At 43.9% G+C, this 15,918-nt stretch carries 8 protein-coding genes; 5 read left to right on the top strand and 3 right to left on the bottom strand.

What is annotated here, in order from left to right; translation table 11 throughout:
- Positions 1-73: 73 nt before the first annotated feature.
- Both ACVBIK_RS09020 and ACVBIK_RS09015 read right to left on the bottom strand, forming a co-directional pair.
- Entirely contained in the window at positions 74-3,130 is a 3,057-nt protein-coding gene (locus ACVBIK_RS09020; RefSeq protein WP_447169512.1) for an AAA family ATPase, read from the bottom strand.
- A complete protein-coding gene (locus ACVBIK_RS09015) occupies positions 3,127-4,272 on the bottom strand; it encodes an exonuclease SbcCD subunit D (RefSeq protein WP_447169511.1) in 1,146 nt (381 codons plus the stop codon). Before ACVBIK_RS09015 ends, ACVBIK_RS09020 begins: the two co-directional genes overlap by 4 nt.
- Positions 4,273-4,700: 428 nt before the next feature.
- Between ACVBIK_RS09015 and ACVBIK_RS09010 the strand changes: the two genes are divergently transcribed.
- Positions 4,701-5,960 carry a valine--pyruvate transaminase gene (locus tag ACVBIK_RS09010; RefSeq protein WP_447169510.1) on the top strand — a complete coding sequence of 420 codons (1,260 nt, stop codon included), beginning with the start codon at positions 4,701-4,703 and terminating at the stop codon, positions 5,958-5,960.
- 91 nt (positions 5,961-6,051) lie between these two features.
- On the opposite strand, the gene ACVBIK_RS09005 is transcribed toward ACVBIK_RS09010, so the two are convergent.
- Complete coding sequence (locus ACVBIK_RS09005; protein WP_447169509.1) at positions 6,052-6,606, bottom strand: cytochrome b/b6 domain-containing protein; 555 nt, start codon at positions 6,604-6,606, stop codon at positions 6,052-6,054.
- Between the two features lie 569 nt (positions 6,607-7,175).
- On the opposite strand from ACVBIK_RS09005, the gene ACVBIK_RS09000 reads away from it, so the two are divergent.
- The 4 genes from ACVBIK_RS09000 (at position 7,176) to ACVBIK_RS08985 (ending at position 15,695) form a co-directional block, all read left to right on the top strand.
- Positions 7,176-11,456, top strand: a complete 4,281-nt coding sequence (locus ACVBIK_RS09000; protein WP_447169508.1) for an SslE/AcfD family lipoprotein zinc metalloprotease — start codon at positions 7,176-7,178, stop codon at positions 11,454-11,456.
- A gap of 593 nt (positions 11,457-12,049) precedes the next feature.
- The gene (gadC, locus tag ACVBIK_RS08995; RefSeq protein ID WP_447164099.1) at positions 12,050-13,564 is read left to right on the top strand and encodes a putative glutamine/gamma-aminobutyrate antiporter GadC; all 1,515 of its coding nucleotides are present in this window, start codon (positions 12,050-12,052) and stop codon (positions 13,562-13,564) included.
- Between the two features lie 53 nt (positions 13,565-13,617).
- The gene (gene glsA, locus ACVBIK_RS08990) at positions 13,618-14,556 is read left to right on the top strand and encodes a glutaminase A (protein ID WP_447169507.1); all 939 of its coding nucleotides are present in this window, start codon (positions 13,618-13,620) and stop codon (positions 14,554-14,556) included.
- Between the two features lie 362 nt (positions 14,557-14,918).
- On the top strand, positions 14,919-15,695 hold the full coding sequence (locus ACVBIK_RS08985; RefSeq protein WP_447169506.1) for a nuclear transport factor 2 family protein: 777 nt from the start codon (positions 14,919-14,921) through the stop codon (positions 15,693-15,695).
- The last annotated feature ends 223 nt before the right edge of the window (positions 15,696-15,918 follow it).

Here is a 15,918-nt window from a genome sequence, read left to right as displayed (position 1 = left end):
TGTATTTGTTCAATAAACATACCGACACAACAGGATTACGCCACTTCGCTCTAGAAGAGCTATAACTTGTGAATTAAGGCAGTACTATGCTCACTTCACTGCCGATAGCAGTCTTGTTGATATCGATACGCGTCGCTATCTGCTCCTTCATCTCAGACACATGAGAGATCACCCCTATCATGCGGCCCGATGATTGCAAATCCATCAAGGTCCGAATAGCAAGATCAAGCGAGTCTTGATCTAAACTACCAAAGCCTTCGTCGATAAATAACGTATCGAGTTTTATGCCACCAGCGTAAGCCTGTACAACATCGGACAGGCCTAGTGCCATAGACAAAGCCGCCATAAAGCTCTCACCACCACTTAAGGTCGCCACAGAGCGAACTTTTGAGGTATAGGCATCTTCGACTTCAAGTTCGAGTCCTGACGCCTTATTGCCCTTGGCGCGATCCTCTTTACGCAGCAATCGATAGCGTCCTTTACTCATCAGCTGTAGACGATGACTCGCCTCAAGCAACACATCATCAAGCAGCACGCTTAGAACGAAACGTTGTAAGCTAATTTTATTGCCCGTTTGACCATTGGCCACTTCGGATAAGGTACCGATCACCGCGTACTCATCTTCAAGCTTCTTAGCTTTGGCATCGGCATCTTTAAGCTGCTTTTGGGTTTGTTTGAGTTGCGTTACCCTACTCTGCACGTTTTGCCAGTTTGCTTCCGCCGCTTGCTGCTCAGCTTGAATGCTAGCCAAACTGGTCTCAACATCTCCAAGCTCTGGTTTAATCTGCTGTGATAACCGGTCACTCAATTGGCTCAGTGTCGTTTGATTAGCTATACAGTCTTGCTGATATGTACTGAGAGTATCGGCTATCTCTTTAAGTGCACCAGGAGATAACAAGGCCTGAATGAGCCCCTGTTGATCACTAAAGCCTGACATCGACAGTTGCTCATTTAACGCAGATAACGCCTTGTCACCTTGCTCCCTTGCCTGAGCCACATTAGTTTGAGCCCCGGCTAAAGCAGCAGTTTGAGCGGCATCATGCTCTAACGCTTGAGTATGAGACTGACGGACTGCATTGATGTTTTGTTGTAGCGTCGTCACCTGCGACTGAACGTGGTCAATCGCCTCATTGAGTGCATCTAAACTGCGATATTGCTCAGGAATGGCAGCGGATGCTTGTTCAAGCTGTCCGTGCAGGCCTGAAACGGAACTCTGTAGTTCAGAAAAGCGCTCTCGCTCAGCATCGAGTTGGGCTTGTAACTCCCTCAGCCTTGTTTGCCAGTCCTGTATTTGTTGTCTCAGTTGAGCTAATTGCTGAGCAGAGCTATTGGCTTGATTTAACTGCTGCTGTAACTGCTGCAAGTGTAACTGCAGCGCTTCGAGTGATTGATTACTGCTTTCACCCATTCTTTGCTGTAATTCAGCTAGCTGCTTCAACTGCTCTTGATGCTTAGTGTTTAAGCCGGAATATTCAGCTCTCGCTTGATTAAGCGCCTCATTTGCCGATTCCTCACGTTGCAGAGCCTGTTGTAGCTCCTCCTCTGTTGGCAATTGCTCTGCACTTTGGGCAGGATGTGGGTGCTCGGCGCTGCCACATACTGGACACGGCTGCCCCGGGGTTAACTGCAAGGCTAAACTTGCTGCTTGGCCGCGGTGCCAAACGAGCTGCAACTGTCGATGCTGAGTTTGCGCTTCGACAAAGTGCGAGCGAAGCTGTCCGCCCTTCTCTTTGGCGAGTGTTAACGCCTGTGCTGTGTTGCCAGCCTCAATGTTAGCCTGTTGCCACTGCAGGTAACGCTCAATCAAGTCACTTTGACTACTTACGGCTTGTTGAGCATTCACTTGCTCGCTAGCAGCGAGCTCTAATTGGGGAAGCTGTTGCTCTGCAAGCTGCTTTTGTGCTTCCAGCGCATCTAAAAGGCTCTTCTCTTTAATGCCCTTCTGTTTGGCTTGATCCCGCTCGAGACTTGCTTGATTGAAGCTTTTTTGCAGATGGTCTAGCCCTTGAAGTTGAGGCACCAACTGAGTTAATTTTTGCTGCTCATTCTGAGCTTGCTGCAGCTGGTCCTCCAGCTCGGGTAACGCGGCAAATTGGGTGTGACTTAAACTAAGCGCCTGTTCACTTTGCAGCTTGGCAGATTGTGCCTTTGTGACTGCAGCTTGTGCCTGTGTCACCTCGACGTCGCGGGCAAGTGACACATCTAACACAGGTTTGATTTGCTGTGCTTTTTGGCCGCTCTCAAGCCTTACTTTATCTTGCTCAATAGCGGGCTTTTGTTCATCGAGTAAGGCTGCTGTTTGTTTTAGTTTATCCAGTACATCAAAATCATTAACCAATAATTTAGCCGACTCAAACTGCTTATTGGCGTTAATCAGCGCAAGCTGGCTCTGCTCTTTAAGCACTAATGCTTGAGCAAGCTGTGGCTCGAGTGTCAGCAGTTCATCATTTAGCGCGTCATCGGACTCAAGTTCGATATTGTGCAGCATGCCATCACGTTTGTTACGGTGATCTCGCACTTCAGTTTTAATTGCTGCAGCCTGAAACTTTAATTTGTCTTCAATTTTACGATAAATCTGTGTTTGAAAGAGCTGGCTAAAAATCTTCTCTCTGTCTTTAGAGTCTGCCATTAACAGTTCGCGAAACTTGCCTTGTGGCAACACCATCACCTGACGGAACTGATCGGCATCAAGGCCGGTAAGGCTTTCTATTTCAGCGGTGGCCTCTGATACTTTACTCGCCACCAGCAAATGTTCACTACCATCGCTATCGATGCGGTACAGCTGAGCTTCTGGCTTTTGCACCGTGTATCCGTCGCCACTCTTTTTAGCCCGTTGCTGCTCTGGCACACGGCGGATGCGGTACTGTTTATCGCCCAAAGCAAAACTAAAGGTGACTTCGGTCAACAGGCTATCTGCTGCTAGGTCACAGCGCATCTGGCTGCCCTCGCGCTCATCGCCTGTGGTCTTGCCATATAGCGCAAAGCAGATTGCATCTAAAAGCGTGGTTTTGCCCGCCCCCGTTGGACCATTGATTAAAAATAACGGGTTAGAACCTAATGCGGAAAAGTCGGTCACTTGAGTCGACGCAAAGGGGCCGAACGCTGACATTTCTAAAGTAAGAGGTCTCATGAGGTACGCTCCATTTTATGTAACTCATCGATTGCACTGGTCATTGCCAGCTTTTGCGCCTCGGTCATTGGTTCACCTGACACTTGAGTAAAAAAGTCGGTAAACATGTCTAATTCGCCCTTCTTAATATGATCTCGGCTTAGCTCAACCTTGCTGCTATCGCTCATTAAGCCGGTACGCTCTAGGTGCAGTACATTCGGGTACACACTTCTGAGTTTACCCATGGCATCTAAAATGGCGGTTTTATCACTCAGTCTCACCATCAAATAATCGTCACGATTCACATCGGTTTTGCCTTGCTCTAATAAGTCTTGCAATAAGCCTTCGATAATTCGCACATCTCGCATGGCCGATAGCGGCAATAACTCAAAGCGAGCTTTGCCATCTGAATCTAATTCAACCAAGGTGACCGATTTATTTTGATGCTGCTCACTGAATGAGTACTTAAGCATTGAGCCCGAATACCTGACATGTTCAGCACCTTTATATTGCGGCCCATGTAGATGCCCCAGAGCAGTGTAATTAAAGTCATTAAACAGCTTTGGCGAGACTTTATCGGCGCCGCCAATGCTCAGTGGACGTTCAGACTCAGACTCATTGCCACCATCGAGAAAGCAGTGACTAATCACGACTTTGGGCAGTCCTTGGCTATCGTGTTCCTGCACCTGCTCAAGCAGTTTCACCATCGCCTCTTCATGAGTACTCACTTCACACTCAAACACATGACGAACAGTGGCCGGATCGGCATAAGGCAGACCATAAAACATGGCATTTCCCTGCTTACCTTTAAGCTCTATGGGCCTAATTTCTTGAGTTAGCGGGCCGACAATATGCAGGCCGCTATCGTTCATCTGCCTTGAAGCAAAACCCAAGCGTTCGTGACCATCATGGTTACCCGCTATCATAATCAGTGGGATCTCAAGCTCATTCACCAGACGATTCACGACCTCATCCAATAAAGCAACCGCTGCAGCTGGCGGAATAGATCTGTCATAGATATCACCCGCGACAACTACAGCATCAACATCATGGGTTTTAGCGAGTTCGACAATCTGGTTTAAAACAAAGCGCTGATCATCGAGCAAACTCTGGTTATGAAGTTGTCTGCCGATATGCCAGTCAGAAGTATGGATAAATTTCATGCGTTCTCGTTTAAAAATGAGGAGGATATGGGAGAGTGTCTGTGCAGACTTTCCGTTAATTTTCTGTTTAGCTTTCTACTTAGTTTTCAGCTTAGTTTTCAGCTTAGTTTTCAGCTTAGTTTTCTAAACAGTTTCAGTTTGGCTGTACGTTTTGATAATAGTAAGAAAACTGAACCATTTGCACAATAGCCTATACCTAACAGATAAGGCCTAGATCGCAGCGAATAGTGAAGTTCGGTGTATCAATAACACACCAACCCACAGGGCTCTTGTTTAAATTTAATCGAGCAATTGCACAAATAATTTACGATTTCCTCAGCAAAATATGACCTATGCCAAATTAGTCACTAAAAATTAAAAAAATGAGTGCGTTTTATTCTGAGTATTGTTACTACAGGCATACATAAGCAATAGTGGTACTAGATAGCATGCAGTTTTCAACGTTTGGTGAAAAATTTAATCGATACTCTGGCATAACTCAGTTAATGGATGATCTTAATGAGGGATTACGCACACCCGGCGCAATTATGCTCGGCGGTGGTAATCCGGCTTTTATTCCTGCCATGCAAGATTATTTTCACCAAGCGACGGCCGATATGCTGGCCAATGGCGAGCTCGTCGCGGCATTAGGTAACTACGATGGCCCTCAAGGAAAAGATACCTTCTTAAATGCCTTAGCATCGTTATTGCACGACACCTACGGCTGGGACATCAGCCCAAAGAATATCAGCCTGACCAATGGCAGCCAAAGCGCCTTCTTCTATCTGTTCAATTTGCTGGCAGGTAAGCAAACAGATGGCAGCCATAAGAAAATTTTATTACCACTGGCACCTGAATACATCGGCTACAACGATACCGGCTTAGATGATGATATTTTTGTTTCTTACCGCCCCGAGATTGAGATGCTAGAAAACCGCATGTTTAAGTACCATGTGGACTTTGAGCAGCTAGCCATCGACGACTCTGTCGCTGCGATATGCGTGTCTCGTCCAACGAATCCAACGGGTAACGTACTCACTGATGCTGAAGTAGCAAAGCTCGATGAACTAGCGCGTGCTAACGGGGTGCCGCTTATCATTGATAACGCCTATGGTACGCCTTTCCCTAATATTATTTTCGAAGACGTGACCCCGTTTTGGAACAGCAACACCATATTGTGTATGAGCCTATCTAAGCTTGGTCTACCGGGCGTTCGCTGTGGCATTGTGATAGCGAACGAAGAGATAACCCAAGCACTGTCTAACCTTAATGCCATCATTAGCCTAGCACCAGGTGGATTTGGCCCCGCTATCGCCAAGCATATGATTGAGTCTGGTGATTTGCTGCAGTTGAGCGAAAACGTCATCAAGCCTTTCTATCAACAAAAGTCTGAGTTTGCGGTCGCCTTATTGCAACAATCGATTACCGATAGCCGATTTAAAATTCATAAACCTGAAGGTGCTATGTTCCTCTGGCTCTGGTTTGATAAGTTACCTATCACCACCATGGAGCTGTATAGCCGACTAAAAGCGCGCGGTGTACTCATTGTCCCCGGCGAGTATTTTTTCTTTGGATTAGAGGAAGATTGGGAGCATGCTCATCAGTGCTTACGCATGAACTATGTGCAAGATGAAGCTAAAATGCGGGCTGGCATCGCCATTATTAGCGAAGAAGTAACAAAAGCTTACGCTGAAACCTCTCAAAACTGATCGAAAAAACGAGTCGATGGCATCTACTTATATAAAGCTGTTCATATCACAGCTTTATATAAGGCTTTCATATGACAACTTAAATATTTGGCTATTCACGCCACCATTTAAATAGATGCAGTAACGCAAAGGCGCCATGGGCAAAGAAATAAATCTGAATAAATGTCACACAGAGCTTATGAACTGACAGAAGTAATTCGCTTGGACCACTAATATTAACGACTAAAAACCACATTCCACCCGTTGTTAAAGCAAGCAGCAAAGCGAGCAGCCCTAATCCTTCTATGGTTGCAGCTAATCCTGCAGGCTTAGGCTCTGGAAGCCTTCCCTTTAACAAGCACTCAATATCTTCTTTAATCCCTTCGTAACGTCCAAAAAACCACGGATACAGATCGAGTAATTTACGCCGCATAATAACTTTTATGGCAAAAATAATGCTTAAGGGAAACAACACCAATCCGGCATAAATATGAATAAATGCAAGATCTGCAATATTATCCAGTTGGGTGTCACCATGTACATGCATTAGTGAACTAGAAATCAGCTGAAATAACACTCCAATCATGACAGCAAAGTGCAGGTACTTCTCTAGAAAAGGTAGCGACTTAAAAAGCACTTTAATCCCTTGTCTTAATTTCACATTCATTTCTATAAGCCCTCCCTCTAGCAATACTTATTAATAGATTAGTCATGAAATTCTCAAGCTGTTCGTAAAATTCGACATTTAGCTCATTTGTTTAACTGAATGTCAGTCCACTCCCCCATCGATGCTCACATACAAGTAATATATCGTATTGTTTTATGCTTAATTTCTTAAAACATCTGCCCAAAGCAATGGGTTAGCCTCACAAACAGTAACAAAAACGCCATTTAATTTAACCTATAAAATCAGTTAATTGCCACAAAAAACTATAGCTCAGTCTATTTTTTTGAGATAATAAATATTCCCTTACTTATCAATACCTCATCAACAGGCGAATCAACGAATCCATCAACTCCCCCACCAACGAGCTAACTAAATAGCGAATCAAATAACTAATCAAATAGTTAATTTTGATATTTTCCTGTCGCCTTAACCTGTAATCAATGACTCAACTTTTAAAGCCTAACAACCTTCGGGTAACACTCATACTCATCGTAAGGCCTCTTCTGTAAAACCTATTCATGGATAGATTTTACAGAAAGCAACTTTGCTTTTGGTTATGGGAAAATAAAATGAAAAAACTGATACTTGCTGTTGTTGTCAGCAATCTATTGGCAGGCTGTTTCGGCAGCGATAGCTCAAAAGACCCAAGCGTACCGAGTATTCCACCAAGCGATCTGATCCCGGCTAAAAAGACATATCAGGGTAGCTTATTACTCAGTGGCAAACGGTTATCAGGACAGGTAAGCTGTAATGGTCAACCCTTAGGTGACACTGGTATTTTCACATTTACAGATGGTGATAATGTCAGTTGCGCTTATGGCTCGATAGAGCTGCTCAATAAAGACATTCCTTTGCCAGAGGGGTGGAGCCGTGACAGTCATAACGCTATGGCATTAGACATGCAAAATGACTGGACTCATGCAATAAGCATTGCCGATGGCGCAAAGGTCATGACAAAAGTCAGTACCTGCCCCGCTATCACTAATGAGATCTGTTTAGATGAACTAGACAGCTTTGATATCGCTCCCCTTTTTTCAGGTGGCAATAGTACAGAAATTGAAGCGTTTTTAAACCCGCCTGCGGCAGAAGAAACCGATGAAATTGATAAAGCGCCTAGCTCACATGTCGACAACACGTTAACCCCAGAAGTCACTGCAGGCGCCAAACCAGATATCAATGCGGGTTTTGTGTCAGCGGCCGCTGAAGATGCCTACAGCTACAAGCCAAGTGAAGAAGGGCGCATTCTCACAGAAAGTGTGCTGTCTGATAAACAGGGAACGCCTCTTGCTGGAGTCAATTACTACAGCAAATCATCGCGCGGGATCACCGACTCAAGCGGAGTCATGTCTTACCTTTGGGGCGAGTCAATTACCCTAGGTTTAGATACCTTCACTTTCGGTTCCGTAAAAGGTAATCAAATTGAATATCAGCTGACTGATGTGTCTAATAGTGAAATCGTTAAACAAAATATTGATACATTAATAGCCCGTTATGCCACCGATAACGGTGACAGCGTTTCTTTTGGTGAGCATGTGCACCAAGTGTTTGCACAATACCCTAACGCCATTAATGAAATCATTAAACTCAATCTACCTAACGGCGCGCAAATCGAGGATACTCAGTATCGCGTGCCTAACGAATTTAACGCGCAGTTTGAAACTGGATTAGCACAAATCATTGATGCAGAGCTAAATCAGGCGCGAGCGTTAAACCATCTTGCTACGCCAGTTTTACGCAATAGCCAGTATGTGACTAAGACCTTGCAGCAACTCTATACTGACGTTGACCAGTTCCATGTTTTTCATGACAACTCGTCTTTTTATGGTGAGGTGGGTTATGCACGCTTTATGCGTTCAATGAACACATCAAATACTGCGTTTCCGGTACTGATGCCTCGCAACGATGTTAACTACTGGCTGCCATTTGGGTCAGAGCAAGCTTATCAACGTAACGATGGCTTCCCTTATGTGACTGACGCTAAAATTATTGATGCGAGCTCTAATGTGCTCCTCAAGCGACCTGAAATCGTAGGTGAAGACACCGCAACCTATAACTTGCCCGTTGTCACCGCTGGTGAAATTGGCCAAGGTAATGTCGTGTTTATGGGCAACAGCATGTACCCAAACATTTTAAGTCATCCGTCAAACTATTGGGCCGGTGGTGAAGAGGCGGGTAAAGACAACGGCAGCATGCCGCTATTTTTTAAAAACATGTTCACTTGGTTTGCCCATCAATATCAACATGGCAATACTTCAGTTAATGTCGGTTCAAACATTAATAAGGTTTGGAAATCGAACGTTAACTCTAACCAAACGTATGATTTCTTTATCGACGATTCATACAAATTAAATGTTGAGTCACTCGCTTCAGGCAGTTATGACGGACTTGAGCCACAGACTACGCCAATCTTAATTTTACAAGCCTATGAAACCGGCCTATTTGGTGATGGCATGAGCGTAAAAGTACTTGCCGACATCACTAAGCCATTACTTTCTGCGACAGATATTACGGCGTTGATTAAGTACATCAACGCAGGCGGAAATGTATTGTTCATGGACGGGATTGAGCAATTAAACCCTGAGCCCATTGCGCGCCTAGCTGATACTGCAGGGATCTCTTTAGGTGGCGCAAACCTTGCGCGCACAAGGCAAGGTTACTGCGGTGAAAGCTATTACTGTCAAGCCCCAAGCCCTAACCCACGTGCGAGCTTACAAGACACACTAGTCACTTATGAAAAGTTTGATGACATGTCAAAGTTTGTTGTTAACGCTGACGGTACGGTGACTTTTCCATCGCCTATCGATAAACCTCAGTTCGGCATTGCTCAATACAAAACCCAGGATGTTAATGGAGAAGAGCGCAATAACTTCGCATTTTTCAGCGTTAAAACTGAAGAGCAACGTTTGGCTGCCGTGGCGACAATCCAAACCGCTTTCCCAAAAGTCAAAGAGTGCACTGATGCGAGTTATGACTATGAAATAGGCTGTATCGAAACCCGTCAAGGGCATGGCTATACCACAGGAGGCACGTATTTCAGACCACGATTTACCCGTTATGAGATTAGCCCTGATGTGGTAAATACTATGGTTAAAGCCGCTAACCTTGGGGCTAACGTTGAAAAACTCTATCAACACGAAATTTACTACCGCAGTAAAGGCAGTCAAGGTACCCGTCTATCATTAAATGAGTTGAATCAAACATATGACAACTTATCCGTCTGGCTGTGGAATGACGAGCAATACTCCTATAACGCTGAAGTGCAAGATGAGCTAGGTTTTAAGAAGGCGACTGAATTCTTAAACTGTTACACCTCAAACCAGCATCAGCCTGATAATGCCTGTGCCACTGAAACCGAGGCTAAACTAAAAAGCTACCACATGCTAACGGATAGTGGTGAGCTAAACCCAAGCTACCCATTAAACTATCAAGAAAAACCACTCACCAGGATCATGCTTGGCCGTTCATATTGGGACAATGAGATAAGTGTTGATACGTCTATTTACCCTGGAAATACCAGCGCTAGTGGCGGCAATGCTAGCGTACACATTGAAACGTTCAATAATGCTGTCGTAGGTACGGCAAATAACATGCAATCCACCGGGTTATGGGCCGTTAAGCGAGGCGTTGTGACCGTCAGTGGTAATCATGACGCAACGATTACAGTGGCTCTTGTGGATGATGTCACGGGTAAGCATGAACATGAACTGGCATTAAAGCGCCCTTCTCGAGTGCAAAAGTCTTGGTCCCATACAGCAGGTGCAACAACTGAAATTATTGCCCCTTATGGCGGACTCATCTATATAAAGCCTGCATCGACACAAACTCACAATCAAGTTGAGTTTAGCTTTACAGGCGTATTAGAAGCATCTCTTTGGAAAAATGGTCTATGGCAAAATCCAATAAACCTTGATGTGCCACTTGCAGAAATCAATAGCGGCCACTTTGTTTACACAACCCCGGTTAATAATGTTACTGACACTAATATTCAAGCATTTGCCGATGGTATGAATGATTTTGCTGAAAAAGCCAGTGATTTCCACGCGCGAAATAACACCCTGGGCAATATGCGCTTTACCGGGGAGTTATTGCCTGAACACTCTCATCGCTTTGTTAATGATGTGCAAATATCAATTGGTGCTGCGCACTCTGGATACCCAGTAATGAGCACCAGCTACAATCGAGATGCCAATACCATCCCGACCCAACCTGAAAATGACTGGTTATTGTGGCATGAAGTCGGCCATAACTTGGCTGCTGCGCCGTTTAATGTCAAAGGTGCAACTGAAGTTGCCAACAACTTGCTCGCTCTGTACATGCAAAATCATCGAGATAACGGTAACGGAGAAATGGATCGGGTAAAGACTGATATTCAAAAAGCACCTATGCTGATCAGCCGAGATCACGGCCATGTATGGAGCCATGGTAATGCAGGTTCACGCCTAGTGATGTTTGCACAATTAAAAGTATGGGCTGAAACTCACTTTAACATTGCAGATTATTTTGATGGCCAAACAGTGCCATCTTACTATGGCCAAGATGAAGGCTGGAACATGATAATTATGATGCACCGTGAAGCTAGAAACAGTGACAACCAATCGTGTTCGTCGCAAAACTCTAATCGCTTAAATGAGGGTGATTTACTGATGGCTTGTGCCTCAGAGGTGTCGGGATATGACCTCTCAAGCTTCTTTGAAGCATGGAACCCAAGTGAGGTGTCGGTCGTCACTGCAGATGGAAGCCGAGATTATCAAGGTGGTATTACTGCAAAAGGCCTTAATTATGTGCAGTCTTTAGCGCTGCCAGTCCCAGAGCAAAAACCTGAAGCCATTGATAGCATTCACTTGCATTGACCATATTCATTTTCATTGATCATATTCGATCTGATTAGTCATTAATTTAAAGCCCCTTATACAACTAAGGGGCTTTTTTAAAACCTCCGCACAATACTCTGTCAATACGAGTCAGCTTACAAATAGTCAATGCAGTTACCCCATCTATTTGTTTAGATAACTTTAAGCCTAACGCGCTGCAGACAAGTTCACGTCGAAAAGAAAGTGAGATATTCGTTTTAATTAAACCACTTTCGTGATGCGGATCACCTTTTTAAATACTGATTTAACTAACAATTGTATTAACTCATTGCACTGTATTCGAAATGCAATAGAACAATGAAAAGATAAGGGTCGTTCAAGGCGCATCATTGGCCTTTAATTTTTATCGGACTTTACACGGATGAACGTAATGACTTAGAGCAAAAAAGTAATTTTCAATTCATGTGCTATTTTTTACATAGTGGTTTTTTTGTTTAAAAAACTGTAAGCCTAAAGCAAACAGAACCACTGCATAACAAATACCTAAATCACTGACTGGCTAAGTATCGTTTGTTAGCTCTACTAGAGAACAAACAACTTAGAACGATTTAATACATATTTGAGAGAAAAATATGAAACAAACAGAAAAAAAAGGGATCAGTATATTTGCCTTAGCGATGCTTAACATTGTTGCTGTGGTGAGTTTACGAGGGTTACCCGCAGAAGCTGAATATGGGTTGAGTTCAATATTTTATTATATTTTTGCCGCTATTGTTTTTTTAGTGCCTGTTTCTTTAGTCGCTGCCGAGCTAGCAACAGGTTGGTCGGAAAAAGGAGGGATATTCCGCTGGGTAGGTGAGGCATTTGGCCCCAAACTTGCCCTAATTGCCATTTTCATGCTTTGGATTGAGGTAACAGTTTGGTTCCCAACCGCGTTAACTTTTGGTTCGGTATCTCTTGCGTTTATGGGCCCAGACCAAACATGGGATCAATCCTTATCCGAAAATAAATTCTTTGTTCTTGGTATTGTGCTTGCCATTTATTGGCTAGCAACATTTGTCGCCCTACGTGGCACAGAAGCCTTCTCAAAACTTGCTAAATGGGGTGGTTTAGTCGGTACTGTTATTCCAGGTATTATCCTTATCGTATTAGGTTTTTCATATCTTTTTGCAGGTAATACGCCACAAATCGAATTAGCTTGGAAAGATGTTATTCCCGATTTTTCTAACTTTAATAACGTTGTTCTTGCAGCCAGTATTTTCCTCTTCTATGCCGGTATGGAAATGAACGCTATCCACGTTAAAGAAGTTGATAATGCTCCTCGAAATTACCCTATTGCCATTGGTATTGCGGCATTAGGTACAGTGTTAGTTTTCGTCTTAGGTACGTTGGCAATTGCTTTTGTTATTCCTCAGTCAGAGATTAACTTAACCCAGAGCTTATTAGTGGCCTATCACGACATGTTTGTTTGGGCTGGAATTGGCTGGGCTGCACCTGTGATGGCCGCCTGTTTAGCGCTTGGCGTATTAGCAGGGGTTGTTGGCTGGGTTGCAGGCCCATCTTCGGCCTTGCTTGTGGTCGCAAAAGGCGGTTACCTTCCTCGCTTTTGGCAGCAAACCAATAAGCATGGCATGGCTACGCACATCATGATGGCGCAGGCGCTGCTGGTTACATTAATTTCAACGGTTTTTGTAGTCTTACCTTCAGTGCAAGCGGCTTACCAAATCTTAAGCCAGTTAACGATTGTGCTCTATCTCATCATGTACTTAATGATGTTTGCCGCAGCCATTTACTTACGCTACAGCCAGCCTAATCGTCCTCGCCCTTATAAGATTCCAGGTGGCAGTATCGGTATGTGGTTGATTGCAGGTTTAGGCTTTATTGGCTCATTAACCGCTTTCCTGTTCTCATTCATTCCACCATCACAAATCGCAGTCGGAAGTCCCGAAACCTTTGTCGCCATTTTGGTGATACTCACTATCGTCTTTGTCTCAATCCCCTTGTTTATTTATAAAGCACGTAAACCACATTGGCGCGATCCTGAAGTCACGGACTTTGCACCTTTCACTTGGGAAATTGAAGATAAGCATCCTGGTGTGATTAATACATCCGATAAAGTGACTCACACGTTACATCAGCCTAACTAACTCGTTTGCAAGCAGTCGAATTCGAGTAGTTAAAGATAAACATTCGAGGATAAATGATGGTCTTATTAGCCGATGTTATGCAGCAAGCATACGACAAGTACAAAGACAAACATGGCGGAAAAAATGCGTCTTATATTCCGTACTTAGCACAAGTGCCTTCAGAGTTAACCGGAATCGCTTTTGTGTCTGTTAACGGTGAAATCACCTCCTTTGGTGACAGTGACTATCACTTTGCGATTGAATCAATCTCAAAAGTGATTACCTTAGCCTTAGCATTAGAAGAATCGGGCAGTGAAGCAGTCCATAGCAAAATTGGCGCAGATCCAACAGGACTACCTTTCAACTCTGTTCTTGCACTAGAGATGCATAATGGCAAGCCGCTTACGCCTCTAGTGAATGCTGGAGCGATTGCAACGGTAAGTTTAATTAAGGCGGATGACAAAGAGCAACGCTGGCAAAAAATTCTAGACTGCCAGTCACGATTCACTAACAGTGCGACGCAATTATCGGATGAGGTTAATCAGTCTGAGCAGACAACAAATACCCACAACCAAGCAATTTCTTTATTATTAAAGGCTGCGGGTAACATGTACAGTGACCCGCTTGAGGCCTGTGATGTATATACGCGTCAATGCTCAACGTTAATTAACTGCATTGAGCTTGCAACAATGGGAGCAACGCTTGCTAATAGTGGGTTTAACCCATGCAGCAAGCAAACCGTTATCCACTCAAAAAATGTCTCGCATATTCTTGCCGATATGATGATGGAGGGGCTGTATGAGCGCTCTGGTGACTGGGCTTATGATGTGGGAGTACCGGGTAAGAGTGGCGTGGGCGGCGGTCTTGTTGCTGTTATCCCAAATGTTGGTGCTCTTGCCAGCTTCTCGCCTCCTTTAGATCCTGCCGGAAACAGTGTCAAAGGACAGCTGATGATAAAACATATCTGCCGTTTAATGGGCTGGAATATGTTTCACACTCAGATTGAGCAGTAATTAGTTAAAAATACGGTATTAAACCATCCCCAAAAAAGACTCAGAGAGTGCTCAACCGGCACTCTCTGACGCTCTTAAAATTCATCGTTCCCTCAGTCACAAAAGCTAAGCTAGCAGTAAGCCTTTTGGCATTGATTAGCTATACAACTGACTAGACTTACAATTCCATCACAGTGAACACACCATTTAAATTAGCTTACAAAATCAACCCTCGCCTAGGCTGGGGTTGGGGCGTAAACAAAAAACAACAGGCAAAAATTAACAATAAAATACTCAGCAAGCAGTAAACCTACAGACTAATATCATTTACAAGCCGCGAATTAATAGACAATTTTACTGCCGCCAATTGCCGAGGAGACATCATGCCCTTATCGAACAAAGAAAAGGCCATCGCCCTGTTAAACAGTATTCAAAGTGGCAGTAACGCGCCAATTGCCTACATCAATCCGAATAAATACATCCAACATAATCTAGATATTGCTGATGGATTAGCTGGATTTGGTGCCGTCATGAAAAATGCACCCGCTGGCGGATTTAAAGTTAAGGTTGTGCGCGCCTTTGAAGATGGTGATTACGTATTTACCCATAGCGACTACGATTTTTTTGGTGAAAAAATTGGCATTGATATCTTTAGATTTGAAGATGGGCTTATTGTTGAACACTGGGATAATTTAATCGCAAAAAGTCCACAGCCCAATCCGAGCGGCCATACTCAAATCGATGGTGAAACAAAGATAACAGACTTCGATAAGACTGATGCGAACAAAGCCACTGCCAAGGGGTTCATCACCACCGTATTAGTGGGACAACAATTTGACCAGGCACCAAACTTTGTTGACGCCAATAATTACACCCAGCACCACCCCGACATTGCAGATAACCTTTCAGGGCTCGCTATGGCGCTGCAGCATATGGGCGAGAATGGGATCCACATGCTCTATGATGTTAATCATATTACCTTAGGTGAAGGCAACTTTACTTTAGCTGTGAGTGAAGGCAATTTTGCCGGTAACCCAACTGCCTACTTTGATTTGTTGCGATTAGACAATGGCAAAATTGTAGAGCATTGGGGAGTCATGTCGACGATCCCTGATAAATCTGAATGGAAAAATGATAATGGAAAATTTGGGTTTAAATAATCAAATTGACTTCATATCAAGCCGTTTATGGCTGGGCATTCATTGGCTAATAAAACGCTAAGCTGCGCTTTATATAGCAATGGATGCCCTGCGACTAACTAACACAAACAAGGTGAGTTAAAGATTTAGCTCCGACTAAAATCTGACAAACATAGCGCTGAACACTAAGGTATAAAGTGCGAATAATATTTTTGAGAATAAGTATGTTACTGACTAAATAAAA

Source organism: Shewanella sp. 125m-1 (assembly GCF_052977065.1).
Note: the sequence above shows the minus strand (reverse complement) of the source record. Positions and strands in the feature narration are given on the sequence as shown.

Excerpts from the sequence above, each read along its gene's own strand:
- ACVBIK_RS09020 (WP_447169512.1), bottom strand. The coding sequence starts at position 3,130 with ATGAGACCTCTTACTTTAGAAATGTCAGCGTTCGGCCCCTTTGCGTCG.
- ACVBIK_RS08985 (WP_447169506.1), top strand. The coding sequence starts at position 14,919 with ATGCCCTTATCGAACAAAGAAAAGGCCATCGCCCTGTTAAACAGTATT.
- ACVBIK_RS09010 (WP_447169510.1), top strand. The coding sequence starts at position 4,701 with ATGCAGTTTTCAACGTTTGGTGAAAAATTTAATCGATACTCTGGCATA.
- ACVBIK_RS09000 (WP_447169508.1), top strand. The coding sequence starts at position 7,176 with ATGAAAAAACTGATACTTGCTGTTGTTGTCAGCAATCTATTGGCAGGC.
- ACVBIK_RS09005 (WP_447169509.1), bottom strand. The coding sequence starts at position 6,606 with ATGAATGTGAAATTAAGACAAGGGATTAAAGTGCTTTTTAAGTCGCTA.
- glsA (WP_447169507.1), top strand. The coding sequence starts at position 13,618 with ATGATGGTCTTATTAGCCGATGTTATGCAGCAAGCATACGACAAGTAC.
- ACVBIK_RS09015 (WP_447169511.1), bottom strand. The coding sequence starts at position 4,272 with ATGAAATTTATCCATACTTCTGACTGGCATATCGGCAGACAACTTCAT.
- gadC (WP_447164099.1), top strand. The coding sequence starts at position 12,050 with ATGAAACAAACAGAAAAAAAAGGGATCAGTATATTTGCCTTAGCGATG.